This is a genomic window from Actinomarinicola tropica, assembly GCF_009650215.1.
Lineage (GTDB): Bacteria > Actinomycetota > Acidimicrobiia > Acidimicrobiales > SKKL01 > Actinomarinicola > Actinomarinicola tropica.
Genome location: NZ_CP045851.1, coordinates 2,111,577 through 2,129,668 on the forward strand (window position 1 = coordinate 2,111,577; position 18,092 = coordinate 2,129,668).

15 protein-coding genes are annotated in these 18,092 nt (G+C 69.8%); 5 read left to right on the forward strand and 10 right to left on the reverse strand.

Annotation, left to right across the window (positions count from 1 at the left end; translation table 11 throughout):
• Positions 1 to 13: 13 nt before the first annotated feature.
• From GH723_RS10315 to GH723_RS10330, 4 genes are read left to right on the forward strand one after another with little or no spacing between them, the layout of a single operon-like run.
• Positions 14 to 388 carry a hypothetical protein gene (locus GH723_RS10315; RefSeq protein ID WP_153759566.1) on the forward strand — a complete coding sequence of 125 codons (375 nt, stop codon included), beginning with the start codon at positions 14 to 16 and terminating at the stop codon, positions 386 to 388.
• Entirely contained in the window at positions 382 to 1,092 is a 711-nt protein-coding gene (locus GH723_RS10320; RefSeq protein WP_153759567.1) for a hypothetical protein, read from the forward strand. Before GH723_RS10315 ends, GH723_RS10320 begins: the two co-directional genes overlap by 7 nt.
• On the forward strand, positions 1,089 to 1,523 hold the full coding sequence (locus tag GH723_RS10325) for a hypothetical protein (protein ID WP_153759568.1): 435 nt from the start codon (positions 1,089 to 1,091) through the stop codon (positions 1,521 to 1,523). Before GH723_RS10320 ends, GH723_RS10325 begins: the two co-directional genes overlap by 4 nt.
• On the forward strand, positions 1,520 to 2,395 hold the full coding sequence (locus tag GH723_RS10330) for a hypothetical protein (protein WP_153759569.1): 876 nt from the start codon (positions 1,520 to 1,522) through the stop codon (positions 2,393 to 2,395). Before GH723_RS10325 ends, GH723_RS10330 begins: the two co-directional genes overlap by 4 nt.
• Here GH723_RS10330 and uvrC read toward each other — a convergent pair.
• Both uvrC and GH723_RS10340 read right to left on the reverse strand, forming a co-directional pair.
• Positions 2,362 to 4,263 (reverse strand): excinuclease ABC subunit UvrC, encoded by a 1,902-nt coding sequence (uvrC, locus tag GH723_RS10335; RefSeq protein ID WP_153759570.1) that lies wholly within the window; start codon positions 4,261 to 4,263, stop codon positions 2,362 to 2,364. The genes GH723_RS10330 and uvrC overlap by 34 nt on opposite strands.
• A 44-nt stretch (positions 4,264 to 4,307) precedes the next feature.
• Positions 4,308 to 5,051, reverse strand: coding sequence for a hypothetical protein (locus GH723_RS10340; RefSeq protein ID WP_153759571.1), 744 nt, complete (start codon positions 5,049 to 5,051; stop codon positions 4,308 to 4,310).
• Between the two features lie 188 nt (positions 5,052 to 5,239).
• Between GH723_RS10340 and nadA the strand changes: the two genes are divergently transcribed.
• On the forward strand, positions 5,240 to 6,334 hold the full coding sequence (gene nadA, locus GH723_RS10345; RefSeq protein WP_153759572.1) for a quinolinate synthase NadA: 1,095 nt from the start codon (positions 5,240 to 5,242) through the stop codon (positions 6,332 to 6,334).
• A gap of 12 nt (positions 6,335 to 6,346) precedes the next feature.
• Here the strand turns inward: nadA and GH723_RS10350 are convergent, their stop codons facing one another.
• From GH723_RS10350 to coaE, 8 genes are all read right to left on the reverse strand, one after another.
• Positions 6,347 to 7,066, reverse strand: a complete 720-nt coding sequence (locus GH723_RS10350) for an FkbM family methyltransferase (RefSeq protein WP_195210237.1) — start codon at positions 7,064 to 7,066, stop codon at positions 6,347 to 6,349.
• A gap of 50 nt (positions 7,067 to 7,116) precedes the next feature.
• The gene (locus tag GH723_RS10355) at positions 7,117 to 8,358 is read right to left on the reverse strand and encodes an MATE family efflux transporter (protein WP_153759574.1); all 1,242 of its coding nucleotides are present in this window, start codon (positions 8,356 to 8,358) and stop codon (positions 7,117 to 7,119) included.
• Entirely contained in the window at positions 8,355 to 9,326 is a 972-nt protein-coding gene (locus GH723_RS10360) for a glycosyltransferase (protein WP_153759575.1), read from the reverse strand. Before GH723_RS10360 ends, GH723_RS10355 begins: the two co-directional genes overlap by 4 nt.
• Complete coding sequence (locus GH723_RS10365; protein WP_153759576.1) at positions 9,323 to 10,642, reverse strand: sugar transferase; 1,320 nt, start codon at positions 10,640 to 10,642, stop codon at positions 9,323 to 9,325. Before GH723_RS10365 ends, GH723_RS10360 begins: the two co-directional genes overlap by 4 nt.
• 99 nt (positions 10,643 to 10,741) lie before the next feature.
• Positions 10,742 to 13,576, reverse strand: a complete 2,835-nt coding sequence (gene uvrA / locus GH723_RS10370; protein WP_153759577.1) for an excinuclease ABC subunit UvrA — start codon at positions 13,574 to 13,576, stop codon at positions 10,742 to 10,744.
• A 77-nt stretch (positions 13,577 to 13,653) separates the two neighbouring features.
• Entirely contained in the window at positions 13,654 to 15,366 is a 1,713-nt protein-coding gene (locus GH723_RS10375; protein WP_153759578.1) for a hypothetical protein, read from the reverse strand.
• A 46-nt stretch (positions 15,367 to 15,412) separates the two neighbouring features.
• Positions 15,413 to 17,422, reverse strand: a complete 2,010-nt coding sequence (gene uvrB / locus GH723_RS10380) for an excinuclease ABC subunit UvrB (RefSeq protein ID WP_153761174.1) — start codon at positions 17,420 to 17,422, stop codon at positions 15,413 to 15,415.
• A 45-nt stretch (positions 17,423 to 17,467) separates the two neighbouring features.
• Positions 17,468 to 18,073 (reverse strand): dephospho-CoA kinase, encoded by a 606-nt coding sequence (coaE, locus tag GH723_RS10385; RefSeq protein WP_153759579.1) that lies wholly within the window; start codon positions 18,071 to 18,073, stop codon positions 17,468 to 17,470.
• Positions 18,074 to 18,092 lie beyond the last annotated feature (19 nt).

Here is an 18,092-nt window from a genome sequence, read left to right on the forward strand (position 1 = left end):
CCGATGGAGCACCGTGAGGAGCACCGGGCAGACGATCGGCGATCCGCTCGAGGCCGCGCATCGATCCCTCCCGCCACGCTGGCGCGTCGCTCTGACCGCAGCGATCCTCGCCATCGCCGTCGGTCCAGCGGTCCTCCACATCACCGATGCCGGTCCAGAGAAGCTCAGATGGCGGATGTACGCCGACGCGGCGCACCTGAACATCCGATACGAGACGATCGACGGGGCCGGTGGCGTCCACACCATCGACCTCGACCGACTCGACCGCTGGACGGCCGCGCAGCACCGAGGCCCCGATCTCCCCCGGACCCTCTGCCGCCAGGTCGCCGGCGCGGCCGCCGTTCGGCGGATCGTCGGCGATCGCATCGAGGAGGTCTGGGAGTGCTGACCGCTCGCCGCCGATCGTCCCAGCTCCTCGGGGCTGCGGTCGCTCTCAAGGGGATCGCCTGGGTCGGAAGCCACCCGGCGAGCGCAGCGTGCTTCATCCTGCTCGGCCTCATCATCGCGGTCCGTCGACACGTGCGCGCGGCTGCGGCGATGGCCAGCGCCCTCGCGTGGATCATCACCATCGAAGGGCAGGACGCGTCCCATCACCTCGCTCTCATGGCGCTGCTGACGGGCTACCTGGCCCTCGCCGGCGACCCTGGGGACGCCGACGTGCTCCAGCCGACCGAGATCCTGCACATGGTCCAGATCTCGAGCGTCTACCTCTACGGCGCCCTGTGGAAGCTCAACCCGGAGTTCCTGTCCGGTTCGGTGGTCGGCGTCGAATGGGAGCTCTCCTGGTTGTTCGGGCCCAGTGGTGCGCCACCGGCGCTCACTGCTGCGGCGGCGATCGCCACGATCGTGGCCGAGCTCTTCATCGCGCTGACCCTGTGGCTCGCACGCCTGCCACTCGTCGTGACCGGTGCTGCGATGCTCGCCATCCACGGAGGCATGGTGCTCACCATCGGGATGGACCCGGCCACGACCCTCGAGCTGCTGGCCTTCGGCGCGATGACCGCCTCGGCCCTGCCCTTCTTCGCAACACTGCGGCCGCGCCGCGGCAGTCCGTCGATCCGGACCTCGATCTCGATCCGCACCAGCTCATGAGCCATACCAGTCGCCCCCGGCGCGACCTCGCGCTCTCCCTGCTCGTGCCGCTCCTGCTCAGCACCGTTGCGCTGACCCAGATCGCTCGGGCGCACGTCCTCGACCAGTCACCCTGGTCGGGCGCGGGCTTCGGCATGTTCGCTCAGATCGACGGCGAGACCACGCGCACAGTGCGCGGCTGGATCGTCGAAGACGGCGCGACGACGGCGGTGCCGATCCCAGCCGACCTCGAGCGGGCTGCGTTCGAGCTCGCCGTCGTGCCGACCGAGGAACGAGCCGACGAGCTCGCCCGGCGCTGGCGTCGACAGATCGGTGCGCCCGAGTCGGCATCGATGCGCGTCGAGGTCTGGGGGTTGACCGTCGAGGACAGCGACGGTGACCACCTCGGCCTGGCGACCGAGCGGATGCTCGCCGTCGAGGCGAACCCGTGACGACCACCACCCGGGCGTCGCTCATCCCTCGGCCGCGCGAGCTCCTCGCCGGCCCCACCGCAGACCTCCTCTGCACGCTCACCCTCGTCGTCGTGGTGCTCAACACCGACGAGGACCCTGCGGTGTTCCTCCTCGCCGTCGGCGGCCTCGTCGTCGGGCTGCTGCGACCGGCCTGGGCGCGTCACCCCGCGTGGTGGCTCGCCGTCGGGGCGGTTCTCGCCCTGCGGCAGATCACCGCCTGGGAGGGCGTCGACAACCACGTGGTCGTCACCACCTACTGGTGCCTCGCACTCGGCGTCTGCCTGCTCGCGTCCGACCCGACCCGCGCCATCGGTCGCTCTGCACGGCTCCTCATCGGGCTCGTGTTCGGCTTCGCTGTGGCGTGGAAGATCATGAGCCCTGACTTCCTCAACGGGGACTTCTTCCGCTACACGCTGCTCGCGGACGAACGGTTCGAGTTCGTGACCCGGCACCTCGGCGGCGTCAGCACCACCGCCTACGAGCGCAATCAAGCCGAGCTTGCGTCCTTGCACGCGGCGGCTCCCGATGCGCGCACCGCCCAGCTGGACCTCGGCCCCCGCGTCAGCACGATGGCGGTGGCGATGACCTGGTTCGCAGTCGTCACCGAGAGCGCCATCGCCGCCACCCACCTCGCGCCGCTACCTCCGGCCCGGACGTGGTGGCGTCCCGCGACCCTCCTCTTCTTCTGCGCCGGCACGTACCTCGTCGTCCCGGTGGGCGGGTTCGGCTGCCTCCTCGTGACGATGGCCCTGGCCGACAGCACGCTCGCCCGCCGGTGGCGCGCTGCGCTGCTGTGGCTGTTCGCAGGCCTGGTCCTCTACGGACCGCTCTGGCGGGTTGCGTTCGGTTGAGCACCGGACGCCGGTGGCCCGTGGACCTTCTCGTAGATCGCGTCGGCGACGGCGTCGGGTAGCCAGGACAAGCCCCTCAGGGTGTCGAGCGACGCCCGCTTCACCGCCGTGACGCCGCCCAACTCCTTGACGAGCCGCTTCTTGCGGGTCGGACCGAGACCGGGGATGTCGTCGAGCACGGATCTGGTCATCCTCCTCCCACGCAGCTGGCGGTGGTAGGTGATGGCGAAGCGGTGGCTCTCGTCGCGGATCCGCTGGAGGAGGTAGAGCGCCTCTGACTGGCGCGGCAGGCGCACCGGGTCGGGCTGGCCAGGGAGGAAGACCTCCTCGAACTGCTTGGCCAGCGAGGCCACCGGGATCTCGTCGTCCAGGCCGAGCTCCTGGAGCACCCGGACGGCGACGTTCAGCTGGCCCTTGCCGCCGTCGACGACGAGGAGGTTCGGCGGGTAGCTGAACCGGCCCTCCCGCTCCGAGACCGGCGTCTCCCGCTCCTGCAGGTAGTTGCGGAAGCGGCGGGTGAGGACCTCCTCCATGGCCGCGAAGTCGTCGTTGCCGGCCACGTCGCGGATCTTGAACCGCCGGTACTCGCTCTTCTTCGGGAGGCCGTCCTCGACGACGACCATCGAGCCCACGTAGTCGGTGCCCTGGATGTGGCTCATGTCGAAGCACTCGATGCGCAGCGGCGCCTCGGGCAGGCCGAGCTGCTCCTGCAGCTCGTTCAGGGCCTGGGCCCGCGCGTTGTGGTCCGACGCGCGGCGCAGCCGGTGCCGGACGAGCTCCTCGGAGGCGTTGCGTGTGACGGTCTCGAGCAGGGTGCGCTTGTCGCCCCGCTGGGGCACCCGGACCTGGACCTTCGAGCCGCGCAGCTCGCACAGCCACCGCTCGTAGAGGTCGTCGTCCTCGGAAGGGGTGGGCACGAGCACCACCTTCGGGAAGCCGAGCGGCGGGTAGTCGTAGTAGAGCCCCTCGAGCACGTTCCCGACGAGCTCCTCGGCGGTGAGGTCCTCCACCTTGTCGATGACGAACCCCTTGCGCCCGACGACCCGGCCGCCACGGACGAAGAACACCTGCACCGCGGCCTCGAGCTCGTCGTCGGCGATGCCGATCACGTCGAGGTCCTCGCTGCGGTCGGCGACCATCTGCTGCTTCTCGATGGCCTTGCGGACGCTGCCGAGGCGGTCCCGCAGGCGCGCCGCCAGCTCGAACTCGAGCTCGCCCGCCGCGTCCCGCATCTGGGCCTCGAGATCCCTCACGACCTCGTCGGTGTCGCCGTCGAGGAACCGGCTGAGCTCCTCGACCAGCTCGTCGTAGCGCTCCTTCGAGACCGCATCGACGCAGGGGGCGGAGCACTTCTCGATGTGGCCGAGGAGGCAGGGGCGCCCGATGCGTTCGTGGTGCCTGAACTTGTTGTCGGAGCACGTGCGGATCGGGAACGTGCGCAGGAGCAGGTCGAGCGTCTCGCGGATGGCGTAGGCGTGGCCGTAGGGGCCCCAGTAGCGCACGCCCTTGCGCTTCGACCCCCGCATGACCATGGCGCGGGGCCAGTCATCCGACATCGTGATGGCGAGGAACGGGTAGCTCTTGTCGTCCACCAGGCGGACGTTGAAGCGGGGCCGGTGCTCCTTGATGAGGTTGTACTCGAGCATGAGGGCCTCGACGTCGTTGCGGACCTGGATCCACTCGACGGTCTCGGCCGTGGCGACCATCTGCGCCGTGCGCGGCGGGAGGTTGCGGGGGTTCTGGAAGTAGTTCGAGAGCCGCTGGCGCAGCGACTTGGCCTTGCCGACGTAGATCACGCGGCCGTGTGCGTCCTTGAACTGGTAGGACCCGGGCGAGTCGGGGATCGTGCCGGCCGGCGGTCGTTGCACCACACCCCGAGGCTAGCGAACGGTTGTTCGGCCGCGGACCTGCCTCAGCCCGTCGCCGACCCGGCGTGGAAGTGGACGAGCACGGCCGCGCCCCAGCGATGCAGGTGGCCCATCGTCGTGTGGAGCAGCAGCAGCGCACCGACGAGCTCGAGCGACTCCTCGACCGCCGTGCCGAGCACGTAGCGATAGGTGTCGTCGCCGATCGTCGAGGCGGTGTGGGCGTTCAGTGCCTCGACCCCGACCGCACCTCCGAAGTAGGTGGCCGCCACGGCGACGAGACGCGCCCGGAGCCAGGGATCGAGCCGCAGGACGAACGGCGTGTAGGCCGCCACGACAGCCACGGCGAACGGGATCCCGACGGCCAACCAGTTGTAGCCACCGGAGAACCCGAAGATCTGGACGTCGACGACCGCAGCTGCGTACTCGTGGAACGTCGCCACCTCGTCCATCGAGAAGACGAGCACCAGAGCTGCGAGGACCGCCCACCGGCGACGGTCCGCGGTCGACGGCGCGGCCGAGGCCATGATCGCGAGCAGGGGCACCGACGCGAACAGGGCCACGGAGGAGAACCACGTCGGCAGGGACTGGTCGGTGTGCAGCTCGAACCGTGCGCCGAGGTCCGCGGCGTCGGTGACGACGTCCGACGTCAGCCGGATCACGCTCACGAGCGTCCCCGCCACCACCAGGGCGAGCGCGAAGCGTCCGAGCACACCGATCACGCGGTCGAGATCGATCACCACCCGGTGGGCCGGCGCGGCCGGCGTGGCGTCCGGCGACTGCGGTCGCATCCACACCCATCGACGGCTGAAGCGCAGAGTCAAGCCATCGACGCCCTCAACGTGGACCCGCCTACACTCGAACCCGAGCTGGCCTGGACTCCAGCACATCAGCTCCGTGACCGACATCCCCGTGGCGTGGCGACCAGGCTGCCCCCACCGGTCTCAAGCGGAGCTCCAAGGGGAAGGTTCCCGCCCACATGCTGCGAATCCAGAACCGCCTACCGGACCGCTACCTCGACGCGACGCCTGAGCACCTCGACGAGTGGATCGGCGCTGCGAAGGCGACGCTCGGCGACCGGGTGTTCGTCCTCGGCCACCACTACCAGCGCGACGAGGTCATGCGGTGGGCCGACGCCCGCGGCGACTCGTTCCGCCTCTCGGTGCTCGCCCAGGAGCGGCCCGAGGCCGACTACATCGTCTTCTGCGGCGTGCACTTCATGGCCGAGTCCGCCGACATCCTCACCGCCGACCACCAGCAGGTCGTCCTCCCCGATCTGAACGCCGGCTGCTCGATGGCCGACATGGCCGACATCGACGAGGTCACCGAGGCGTGGGAGTCCCTCGCCGACGTCGTCGACATCGAGCGGGTGGTCCCGATCACCTACATGAACTCCTCGGCCGCGCTCAAGGCGTTCGTGGGCGAGCACGGCGGCGCCGTGTGCACCTCCACCAACGCCAAGGCCGTGCTCGAGTGGGCTCTGGCCAAGGGCGACAAGGTCCTCTTCTTCCCCGACCAGCACCTCGGCCGCAACAGCGGCTACGCCATGGGCTACACCGAGGACGACATGCGGGTGTGGAACCCGCGCCTCGAGCTCGGGGGCCTCACCGAGGCCGATTGCAAGGACGCCACGCTCCTGCTCTGGAAGGGGCACTGCTCGGTGCACCAGCGGTTCCGTCCGGAGCACGTCGAGGCGTTCCGGGCCGAGCACCCGGACGGCATCGTCGTGGCGCACCCCGAGTGCGCCCGTGAGGTCTGCGAGCTCGCCGATCAGGTCGGTTCGACCGACTACATCATCCGAGCGATCGAGGCGGCGCCGCCCGGCTCGACGATCGCCGTCGGCACCGAGATCCACCTCGTCAACCGGCTCAACGAGGAGACCCCGGACAAGACGGTCCTCTCCCTGGACCCTCTCGTCTGCCCGTGCTCGACGATGTTCCGCATCGACGCGCCGCACCTGGCGTGGGTGCTCGAGTCCCTCGTCGAGGGCCGGGTCGTCAACCAGATCACAGTCGACCCCGAGACGACGACGTGGGCCAAGGTGGCGCTCGAGCGAATGCTCGCCATCACCTAGATCGGCTCGATGTCAGCCACGTCCCTGCCGGCGGCCCGCGGCATCGGCCAGATCCTTCCTCGCGTACATCTGCGACCCTCCGGACGTCATGAGGTGGACGTAGGCGTTAGATGCGAGGAGCTCCCTCACCGCAGCGCTACCGCCGAACTCGGTGTTGTTCTCGAAGCAGACCACGCCGAGGTCGAACCGATCGAGGTCGATCGCCGCCAGGAGCAGCTCGTCGAGCCCTTCGACGTCGATGTTCAGGAGATCGACCCGGCCGTGTGCCTCCATCGCTCCATTCAGGAGGTCCGTGACGGCGATGGCCGGCACCGACTCACGTGTGAACGGCAGCCCGGTGCGCGCCGATTGCTCCACCGCGTCCTCGTGGGAGACGGTGTCGATCTCGGACCAGAGGCGGGCGAACCGGTAGAAGTCGACCTCCGAGGTCGAGGAATCCGGGACCACGGCGCCGACGATTCCCGTGCACCCTCGACGGCGCTCGCACAACCTGACCTTCTCCGGGTCCACGTCCACCACGACTCCACTCCAGCCGCGCTGCGACAGCAGGTGGGTGTTCGACAACCAGCGAGGGTGGAAGGCACCAATGTCGACGTAGACCCCAGCGCGGATCCCTGCGTTCTCGAAGAACGATGTCAGCACCAGGTCTTCGCCATATTGCGAGTAGGAACGCCGCGCAGGCACGAGGAAGCCGGCGGCGGCGCCGATCGAGCGCGACACTCGCGGCGGCATGGTCCTGAGGGTCGCACGTTCGATGAATCGGGTCACCTTCGACATGGCCCTCAGCGTTCCACAGGAGACCGGGAGTCCGGACCCGGTGCAGCGTCACCTCGGACCCGGCCAAGTGCGCCAAACGACGCGACCAGCGTGGCGAACTCAACCCCCGCCATGCCAAGGGCAGCGGACCTGGCTCCGCCATGTGCCGCGCCGAGCCCAGCTGCGATCACCAGAGCAGCACCCGAGCCGATCCGGAGCAGGAAGGCCGTGCCAGTTCGCTGGAGGGATCGAAGACCCAGGAACGGCGCCAGCGCGGCTGCAGCAGCGACGTGGTAGAGCCCGACAGCACCGATCAGCGGCTCGGCGGACACCCACGCTGCTCCGAGCGCCGACTCCCCGAGTCGAGACGGCGCGAGCAGGACGAGGCCCAGCCAGGAGGAAGCGGCAACTGCCAGGACGACTGAGGTGCCCGCCACCGCCGAGCGCACCTGCGGCGCAGATCGCGCTGGCGCGCCGTAGAGAAACATCGGAGCTGCGGCGAGGGTCATGATCGTGACGGGGCCCATTGTGACCTGTGCAGCGCGGAACCCTCCGCCATCCTCCAGCCCGCTCGCAGCGATGACCACGACGAGCGCCAATGCCCGGAAGCCGGCACTTCCAGCCACGTCGCCCAACAGCGGCCCCCAGGTGGGCCGGTCCTCGCGGAGCCACGTGCTCACGCCTCTGATCGCCGGTCGAACGCCGATGAGGACGATGACGGTCGCAGGGACGAGGCCGGCGAACCATGCGGCCAGCAGCAGCGTGGCGCCTCCCCCTGCCGCTTCCACAGCGACGAGGCCGACCACCGACACCGCTAGCCACGTCAGGTCCGACGCGAACGCGAGGAAGGGACGCCCCTCGCCGAATCGCACGTAGCGGCCGGTGTCGTGGAGGAGCAACAGCGGCGCCCACAGTCCCGCCACCGCCACGGTCGTGCCGTGCGCCGGGATCAGTGCGGCTGCCACGAGCGTGAGCGCACCGAGCGCCACGCCGGTCGCCAGAGCGCCACCGAGCGCCACCGGAGACCGTCGCGGGTCTCGCCGGCCCCGCACCTCCGACAAGACGAGGAGCGCTTCGCCCCACGTGCCGCGTGCAACGACGATGCCGACCGGGATAAGCGTGAAGAGAAGAGCGACGACGCCGAAGGACTCCGGGTCCAGCCACCGGCCGATGAGCGCCAGGCCGATCATGTTGGTGAGGCTCGACACGGCCTGATCGGCCAGACCCCATCCGATCCGCTGGACCCTGCCCGACGTCGACGTCGTCACCGGCGGGCACAGCCTCGGACGACGCCCACGAGCCACGCGCCGTCGGCCACCAACGTGGCGACCACGGCCACCGCGCGCTCTTGCCCGGACGCAGGCGACGAAGAACCGACCTCGTCCACGACGAGCAGCCCCGCAACCGCGAGTGCACCAGCGGGGGCCAACCCCTTGCGCCGCACGACAGCCACCAGCCCGACGCCCAGCAAGAGCGGACCCGCCAGCAGAAGGGCGTGGCGCGGCGCGAACGTCCCGCCGCTCCGCCAGATCGTTCCCTTGGCGCGACCGAAGGCCGCGTACTGACGAGCGAGGGCGCGCAGGGTCCGACGCGGGAGGTAGTCGGCGGTCAGCGTGGGGTCGAACCAGACCTGGAGGCCCTCAGCCCGCAGCGTCTGGTTCAGCCGGTAGTCCTGGTTCTGTGCCGGACGTACGGGCCAGCCGCCGACCCGCTCGAGGTCGCTCCGGCGGAAGGCGCCCATCCACACCGTGTCGACCGCGCCCGGCGTGTCGCTCCGGCGGTACCGCGCCAAGCCGGTCGTGTAGCGGTTGGAGAGAGCACGGACGATCCCTCGCTCCTCCAAGGTCGCACCGGGACGGGCCACAGGTCGCTGTCCCCCTCCGACCACGCCGATGCGTCGGTCGTCGAGGTGTTCCCTGCACCGACGCAGGTGACCCGATGTGATGCGGGAGCGGGCGTCGACGCGGACGATCAGGCGACCCCGTGCCCGGCTCAGCCCCCGGTTCAGCGCCGTGGCGGCGGTGCGATCCGGGTTCTCGAGCACCTCGATGCCGAGCCCGTTCGCCGCGGCCTCCGCCCGGGCGGCCTCCACGGTTCCGTCGTCGCTCTCGCCGTCGACGAGGAGCACCTCGAACTCCGAGCGAGCGACGTCCTGGGCGGCGATCGCGGCGATGCAGTCCCCGATGTCGGCAGCCTCGTTCCGGCAGGGGACGATGACCGTGATGTCCGGGGTCATCGCCCACCGCCGGTTCCGAGGTGCCGGAGGGTGCGGCCCACGATCTGGGCATCGAGCGCCAGGCTCTGGTGGCGCAGGTAGAAGAACTCGTACTGGAGCTTCTGGAGCGCGTCCAGCGTGTCGCTCGCGTAGCCGTACTTCACCTGGGCCCACCCCGTCAGCCCGGGCCGCACCAGGTGGCGGACGCCGTAGAACGGCAGCTTCTCCTCGAGCTCGCGGACGTAGCGTGCCTGCTCGGGCCGCGGGCCGACGAGCGAGAGATCGCCACGGAGGATGTTGACGATCTGCGGCAGCTCGTCGATGTGGGAGCGGCGCAGCCACCCACCGAACGTCGTCACACGAGCATCGTCAACCGATGTCCACTCCCCCTGTGTCGTCCCTGGTCGCATCGTGCGGAACTTGAGGATGGTGAACGGCTGTCCGCCCTTGCCGATCCGCTCCTGCCGGAACATCAATGGACCGCGGTTGGCGACGAGGTTGCCGACGAGCACGACCGGCGTGACGACGAGCAGCACGATCGTGCCGAACACGCCCGCGACGACATCGACCACCCGCTTCATGCGGGCATAGCGGGCACGGTGGAGCTCGCCGATGTCGAACAGCAGGGAGACACGCTCCAGCTCGGTGAGCGGCAGCTTGCCGAGCCAGTCCTCGTAGAACATCGACAGGGTGCGCACACGCACGCCGCGTTCGTGGACGTGCGCGGCCTGGGCCACGATGTCCACCTCGGCCTGGGCGGCGACGTCGAGGACCAGGACGTTCGCCCCGATGGCCTCGACGCGGGCCGCGAGCGGCGCCCCGCCCGATCGATCGAGAGCCTCGTCGACCAGCATGGCCGCCAGCAGCACCGCGGGACGCTCGACCGATCCGTGGAGGTCGCCCTGCAGCTGGAGCGCCTCGGCCCGCCCACCGACGAAGAGGACCCGATCACGGCTCGCGACCCGACGACGTCCCGACGCCCCCAGGAGCCCGAGTCCGGTCAGCACCGGGATCAGCACGAGCGCCGAGCCGAACACGACGAACCGAGGGAGCAGCGCGTCGCCGAGCAGCAGCTGAGCGAGCGAGACGAACGCCACGCTGGCGCCGACGGCGACGACGGCAGCGACGATCGCCTGGCGACGCCCGTCGACCAACGAGGGCAGCCCCACGGCGTACGCCGACACCCAGGTCACGAGAGCCATCCCGATGGCCCAGATCACGCGACTCGACGACGTGAAGTCGTAGGGGTCGGGCGCGACCCACGCAGCGTGGATCTTGCTGAGTGCGAAGATCACACCTGGGATGGCGACCGCCACGGCGAGCCGCGTCACGCGCATCACGACGTCACCTCGTCGCCGCCGACCAACACCTCAGCATGATGGCTCCATCGGCACGCGGCGAAGACGATCAAGCTGTTGTCGAGCGCGCTTGCCCCCTCAGAGCCCGAGCATCGGTGCCAGGAACCGGCCGGTGTGGCTCTCCGGGGTCTTCGCCACGAGCTCCGGAGGGCCCTCGACGACGACCGTGCCGCCGCCGTTGCCGCCCTCCGGCCCCAGGTCGATGACCCAGTCCGCGGTCTTGATGACATCGAGGTTGTGCTCGATGACGAGCACGGTGTTGCCCTGGTCGACGAGGCGGGACAGCACGGTGAGCAGGCGCCGGATGTCCTCGAAGTGGAGGCCCGTCGTGGGCTCGTCGAGGATGTAGATGGTGTGGCCCGTGGACCGCTTGGCCAACTCGCTCGCCAGCTTCACCCGCTGGGCCTCGCCGCCCGACAGCGTGGTGGCGGGCTGGCCGAGTCGGACGTAGCCGAGGCCGACGTCGACGATCGTCTGCATGTGGCGGGCGATCGCCGGCTGGTTGGAGAAGAACTCGAGCGCCTCCTCGCAGGACAGGTCGAGCACCTCGGAGATGTTCTTGTCCTTGAACGTGATGTCGAGCGTGTCGCGGTTGTAGCGCTTGCCCTTGCAGACCTCGCACGGGACGTAGACGTCGGGGAGGAAGTGCATCTCGATCTTGATGGTGCCGTCGCCGGCGCAGGCCTCGCAGCGGCCGCCGGAGACGTTGAACGAGAAGCGCCCGGGCAGGTAGCCACGGACCTTGGCCTCCTGGGTCTGGGCGAACAGCTTGCGGATGTGGTCGAACACGCCGGTGTAGGTGGCGGGGTTCGAGCGCGGGGTGCGGCCGATCGGCGACTGGTCGATGTTGATGACCTTGTCGAGGTGCTCGATGCCGGTGACCGCCTTGTGGAGGCCCGGGGGCGTGCGGCTCTTGTAGATCCGCTGCATGAGGACCCGGTACAGGATGTCGTTGACGAGCGTGGACTTGCCCGAGCCCGACACGCCGGTGACCGTGACGAAGCACCCGAGGGGGAACTCGACGTCGATGCCCCGCAGGTTGTGCTCCCGAGCACCCTTGACCGTGAGCCAGGCCTCGTTCGGCTGCCGGCGCACCTCGGGGACCGGGATGCTGCGCTTGCCGGACATGTACTGCCCGGTGATCGAGGCCTTGTTCTTCAGGAGCTGCTTGTAGGTGCCGGAGTGCACGATGGCGCCGCCGTGCTCCCCTGCCCCGGGCCCGATGTCGACGATGTGGTCGGCCACCCGCATCGTGTCCTCGTCGTGCTCGACGACGAGCACGGTGTTGCCGAGGTCCCGCAGGCGCACCAGCGTCTCGATGAGCCGGTGGTTGTCGCGCTGGTGCAGCCCGATCGAGGGTTCGTCGAGGACGTAGAGCACGCCGACCAACCCGCTGCCGATCTGGGACGCCAGCCGGATCCGCTGGGCCTCGCCACCGGCGAGGGTGGCCGCGGAGCGGTGCAGCGACAGGTAGTCGAGGCCGACGTCGAGGAGGAAGCCCATCCGGGCGTTGATCTCCTTGATGATGCGCTCGGCGATGAGGCGGTCCCGCTCCGAGAGGTCGAGCTCGACGAGCACCTCGGCGGCTTCGCGGATCGACATCGTCGACAGCTCGTGGATGGTCCGGTCGTTGACCGTGACGCCGAGCGACAGGGGCTTGAGGCGCGCGCCGCCGCACTCCGGGCAGGGCACCTCCCGCATGTAGCCCTCGATCTGCTCGCGGGCGGTGTCGGACTCGGCCTCGGAGTGGCGTCGCTGGAGGTACGGGACGGCGCCCTCGTAGCGGGCCTGGTAGCTGCGCTGGCGCCCGTAGCGGTTCTTGTAGCTGACCTGCACCTTGCCCTTGGTGCCGTAGAGCATCACCTTGCGCTGCGGCTTCGTCAGCCGGCCGAAGGGCACGTCGAGCGGGACGTCGTTGGCCGTGGCCACCGATTCGATGAGCCGCTTGAAGTACGGCGTGCGCCCGCCGGCGAAGGGGGCGATGGCGCCCTCGTCGAGGGTGAGGTCGGGGTTGGGGACCACCAGCTCGGGGTCGACCTCGAACCGGGTGCCGAGCCCGTCGCAGTGCTCGCAGGCGCCGTAGGGCGAGTTGAACGAGAAGTTGCGGGGGGCCAGCTCGTCGAAGCTCAGTCCGCAGGTGGGGCAGGCCAGGTGCTGGGAGAACGTGAGGGTCTCCTCCTCGACCTCGCCCTCCCGCGGGACGATCTGCACCTCGGCCACGCCGTCGGCGAGGCGCAGCGCGGTCTCGAGCGAGTCCGTGAGGCGCCGCTCGATGCCGTCGCGCAGGACGAGCCGGTCGACGATGACCTCGATGGTGTGCTGCTCGTAGCGGGCGAGGTCGACCGACTCGGTGAGCTCGTGGACCTCGCCGTCGATCCGGGCGCGGGCGAAGCCTTGGCTCGCCAGGTCGGAGAGGAGCGTCTCGTAGGTGCCCTTGCGGCCCCGCACCACCGGCGCCAGCACCTGGAAGCGGGTGCCCTCGGGCAGCTCGAGGATGCGGTCGACGATCTGCTGGGGGGTCTGGCGGGTGATGACGGTGCCGTCGTTCGGGCAGTGGGGCACGCCGACCCGGGCGAAGAGCAGGCGGAGGTAGTCGTAGACCTCGGTGATCGTGCCGACGGTGGACCGCGGGTTGCGGGACGCGCTCTTCTGGTCGATGGAGATGGCGGGCGACAGCCCCTCGATGAACTCGACGTCGGGCTTGTCCATCTGGCCGAGGAACTGGCGGGCGTAGGACGACAGCGACTCGACGTAGCGCCGCTGGCCCTCGGCGTAGATGGTGTCGAACGCGAGCGACGACTTGCCGGAGCCGGAGAGCCCCGTGAAGACGATGAGCTTGTCGCGCGGGAGCTCGAGGGAGACGTTGCGGAGGTTGTGCTCGCGGGCGCCGCGGATGACGATCGACTCGGTCACCGGGTCAGGCTACCAACCGCGCCAACCCGATCGAACGGATGTTCGTCACACCTCAGATCGGCGGTGGCAGCGCCACATCAGGGATCGGGACGGAGTCGGGTCACGGTCCAGTTCCCCCAGACGACCTCGGCCCGGTCGGCGTCGAACGCGCCCGTCGACGTGGTGTAGGCCCCGAGCTCCCCTGGCGTCACGACGAGTACCTCGTTCACGCCGACGTCAGCGGCCTCGTCGAAGAATTGGTCGAGGTCGTCGGGCGGCACGAACAGCCACCGAGCGTCGTCGAGGTGGTCCCAGGCGAGTCGGGGGACGAGCGCGGCCACCGAGACCAGGACCGGTCGATCGTCGTCCGACAGCACCGCGGCCGCATCGACCACCCCGGACACGACCGCGTCGGTGCGCTCGTGCGCCGCCTGCAGCGACGAGACGGCGACGAACCCGAGAGCGAGGGGGACGACGAGGAGCGCTCCGGCCACCAGCCGTCGCCCCTCGGGCGCCGTGCGCCGGACGAGATCCTGTGCCGCGATGACGATCGACGGCGCCACGAGAGCGAGGCCGAGCGCGAAGTACCGGCCACCCCACTCCGCCGTCCCGCCACGTTCGTACTGGGTGGCCAGAACGCCGAGCGCGTAGAGCGCAGCGGTGGCGAGCAGCACGCGCTGTGCGGGATCGGCCACGAGGCTGCGCCACGACGCGAACACGAGCACGAGCAGGGGGAAGGCCACGAGGAGTCCCGGGACCACCGAGGTCGGGGCAGATGCTGCTCCGCCCACCGCGAGCACCGCCGCGGCCCCGGCCAGGATCCGGATCCGACCTGGATCCGGCGCTGCAGCACGCGACAGCAGCGCGAGCACGAGCAGCACGACAGGCACCGCGAGCAGCAGGGCGGAACCGATGCCGATCTCACCCGAGACAGGACGCAGCCAGGTGTTGACGAGGCCGTTGACCCGACTGGTGAGCAGGTTCCCCTGCGAGCGGATGACGAACACCTCGACCCCGTCCGCGCCGAGGACCCACTGGCTGAGTCGCCCGTCGAGCACGTAGGCCCCGACGGATCCCACAGCGGCCGCTGCACCGACGACGACCCGACGGGCGACGGCGACATCACCCCGGCCGAGCACCACCGCGACGGCGAGCGCAGGACCGAGGAAGATCGCCTCCGTGCGCCACAGCGTGGCGAGGCCCAGCGCACCGGCCGCGAGCAGCGTCGGCATCAAGGGACGTGACGACTCCACGGCCCGGAGAGCCGCGATCACACCCCACACGACCGCCGCCGCAGCCAGCGAGTGCGCGATGACCAGGTAGGCGTCGAACAAGAGAGGCGATCCCACGCCGATCAGCCACAAGGTCGGGACCTCGGCGGCGGGACGCATCGAACGCGCCAGGACGGCCGCACCCACTGCCGTCACGATCGTCCCGAGGACGGATGCCACCACCATGCCGGTGGTCCCAGCCACGTCCCGGAACGGCAGCATCGTGATCGGGTACGACGGATGCTTGACGTAGGAGGCCGCACCATCCTCCACCACGACGGGGAACTCGAGCGGGAACCACTCCCCCGTGGGGTCGACCTCCGGGAGCGGGTGCGGGCGGATCCAGGTCCCCTCATCGGCCAGGACCTCCACCTGGGCGATCACCGCGCCTTCGTCGGCGCTGTAGGACACGGTCGGATCGACGACGAGCATGCCGACCCCGAGGACCAGGGCCAGGGCCAGGACGTGCACAGCCAGTTGGGCCCGACGCACGAAGCGCCGCTGTCCGGGATCCGGATGTGAGGTGGTGGTCGCCGTCACCCGCTTCTGATCGGCAGCGTCGCCCGATCGTCAAGCGGCCTGTCGGTCACACCACCTCCCTCAGCTCGCGCTTGAGCTCCTTGATCTCGTCGCGCAGCCGCGCCGCGTACTCGAACCGCAAGTCGGCGGAGGCCTCCTGCATCTCCTCCTCCAGGGTGCGGATGAGCCGCTCGAGCTCCTCGTGCGGCAGGTCGGCGAGCTCGGAGCGGACCTTCTCGGCCTCGCCCGGGCGGCGCCGGCGGCGGTCCTTGTCGGGCACCGGGGCGGACTCCGCCGGCCGCAGGTAGGCGAGGATGTCGGTGACCGCCTTGCGGATGGTCTGCGGATCGATCCCGTGCTCCTGGTTGTAGGCCGTCTGCACCGCCCGCCGACGGTTCGTCTCCGAGATGGCCCGCTGCATGGAGTCGGTGATCGTGTCGGCGTACATGATCACCTGGCCGTCGACGTTGCGGGCGGCGCGCCCGATCGTCTGGATGAGCGACGTCTCGGAGCGTAGGAAACCCTCCTTGTCGGCGTCGAGGATGGTCACGAGGGAGACCTCGGGCAGGTCGAGGCCCTCACGGAGGAGGTTGATGCCGACGAGCACGTCGAACTCGCCGAGGCGAAGGTCCCGGAGGATCTCGATGCGCTGGATCGTGTCGACCTCGCTGTGGAGGTACCGGACACGCACGCCGAGCTCCAGGAGGTAGTCGGTGAGGTCCTCGGCCATCTTCTTGGTGAGCGTGGTGACGAGCACGCGGCCGTCGGAGGCGATGACCCGGTTGATGTTGTCGATGAGGTCGTCGATCTGACCCTTGGTGGGCTTGACCACGACCTCGGGGTCGACCAGGCCCGTCGGGCGGACGATCTGCTCCACCACCTGGGTGGAGTGCTCCAGCTCGTAGGGGCCGGGCGTGGCGGAGAGGAAGACGCACTGGCCGATGCGGGTGATGAACTCCTCGAACCGCAGCGGGCGGTTGTCGGCGGCCGACGGCAGGCGGAAACCGTGCTCGATGAGGGTGGACTTGCGGCTGCGGTCGCCCTCGTACTGGCCGTGGAGCTGAGGGACGGTGACGTGGCTCTCGTCGAGGACGACGAGGAAGTCCTTCGGGAAGAAGTCGAGCAACGTGTGCGGCGGCTCGCCGGGTGAGCGGCCGTCGATCGGGGCCGAGTAGTTCTCGATGCCGTTGCAGAAGCCGACCTCCTGCATCATCTCGAGGTCGTACTGGGTGCGCATGCGCAGCCGCTGGGCCTCGAGGAGCTTGCCCTCGCGCTCGAACTGGGCGAGCCGCTCCTGGAGCTCGGCCTCGATGCGGACGATGGCGCGCTGCATGCGCTCCTCCCCCGCCACGTAGTGGGTGGCCGGGAAGACGATGAGCTCGTCGAGGGTGCCGACGCGCTCGCCGGTGAGCGGGTCGACGACGGTGATGGCCTCGACCTCGTCGCCGAACAGCTCGACCCGGACCGCCGTCTCCTCGTAGGCGGGGTGGATCTCGATCGTGTCGCCACGCACGCGGAACTTGCCGCGCACCAGGTTCATGTCGTTGCGCTCGTACTGCATGTCGACGAGCTGGCGGAGGATCGACCGCTGGTCGTGCTCCTCCCCCACCCGCACCACGAGCAGCTTGTCGCGGTACTCCTCGGGGGAGCCGAGGCCGTAGATGCACGACACCGAGGCCACGACGATGACGTCGCGCCGGGTGAGCAGCGCCGAGGTGGCCGAGTGGCGCAGGCGGTCGATCTCGTCGTTCACCGACGAGTCCTTCTCGATGTACGTGTCGCTCGAGGGCATGTAGGCCTCGGGCTGGTAGTAGTCGTAGTAGCTGACGAAGTACTCGACCCGGTTCTCGGGGAAGAACTCCCGGAACTCGCTCGCCAGCTGGGCCGCCAGCGACTTGTTGGGCGCGATGACGAGCGTGGGCCGTTGCACCTGCTCGATGGTCCAGGCGATCGTCGCGCTCTTGCCCGACCCGGTGATGCCGAGGAGCGTCTGGAACCGCTGCCCGGTGTTGACGCCCTCGGCCAGCTGCTCGATGGCCTTGGGCTGGTCGCCGGCGGGTTCGAACTCGGACACCATCTTGAACGGGGGCACGGCCCGATCGTACCGAGGGGCTGTGACAGCTCAGCCGGGGGTGGGCTGCTCCAACGCGGTGAGCCACTCCCAGCACCGCGCCACCTCGGCGTCGAGCTGCGCCAGGTCGCCGCCGTTGTCGACCACGAAGTCGGCGAGCGCCCGCCGCTCCTCCCGGCTGATCTGCGCGGCGATCCGGGCCCGGGCGTCGGCCTCGGAGAACCCTCGGTGGCGCACCAGGCGCTCGACGGCGATGTCGACCGGCGTGTCGACGACGATCACGTGGCCCAGGCCGTCGCGACGCTCGTTGAGCAGCGGGATGTCCATCACGACCACGCGATCGGTGCCGGCGTGCTCGCCGATGCGCCGGGCCATCTCGGCGTTGACCAAGGGGTGCACGAGAGCGTTCAGATCCGTGCGGGCCGCCTCGTCGTTGAACACGATGTCGGCGACCGCCTGGCGGTCCAGGTGCCCGTCGTGGGTGAGGATCCCGTCACCGAAGCGCTCGACCATGGCGTCGAGCACGGCACCGCCCGGTTCCTGCAGCTCGCGGACGATGGCATCGGCGTCGACGAGCACCGCGCCGCGCGCGACGAGCCGCTCGGCCACCGACGACTTGCCCGACCCGATGCCTCCGGTCAGCCCGACCACCAACATGACGTGCGAAGCTACCAGT

Coding starts and splice junctions, on each gene's coding strand:
- GH723_RS10340 (WP_153759571.1), bottom strand. CDS start 5,051: ATGCGACCGCAGTCGCCGGACGCCACGCCGGCCGCGCCGGCCCACCGG.
- coaE (WP_153759579.1), bottom strand. CDS start 18,073: ATGTTGGTGGTCGGGCTGACCGGAGGCATCGGGTCGGGCAAGTCGTCG.
- nadA (WP_153759572.1), top strand. CDS start 5,240: ATGCTGCGAATCCAGAACCGCCTACCGGACCGCTACCTCGACGCGACG.
- GH723_RS10325 (WP_153759568.1), top strand. CDS start 1,089: ATGAGCCATACCAGTCGCCCCCGGCGCGACCTCGCGCTCTCCCTGCTC.
- GH723_RS10360 (WP_153759575.1), bottom strand. CDS start 9,326: ATGACCCCGGACATCACGGTCATCGTCCCCTGCCGGAACGAGGCTGCC.
- GH723_RS10350 (WP_195210237.1), bottom strand. CDS start 7,066: ATGCCGCCGCGAGTGTCGCGCTCGATCGGCGCCGCCGCCGGCTTCCTC.
- GH723_RS10365 (WP_153759576.1), bottom strand. CDS start 10,642: ATGCGCGTGACGCGGCTCGCCGTGGCGGTCGCCATCCCAGGTGTGATC.
- uvrB (WP_153761174.1), bottom strand. CDS start 17,422: ATGGTGTCCGAGTTCGAACCCGCCGGCGACCAGCCCAAGGCCATCGAG.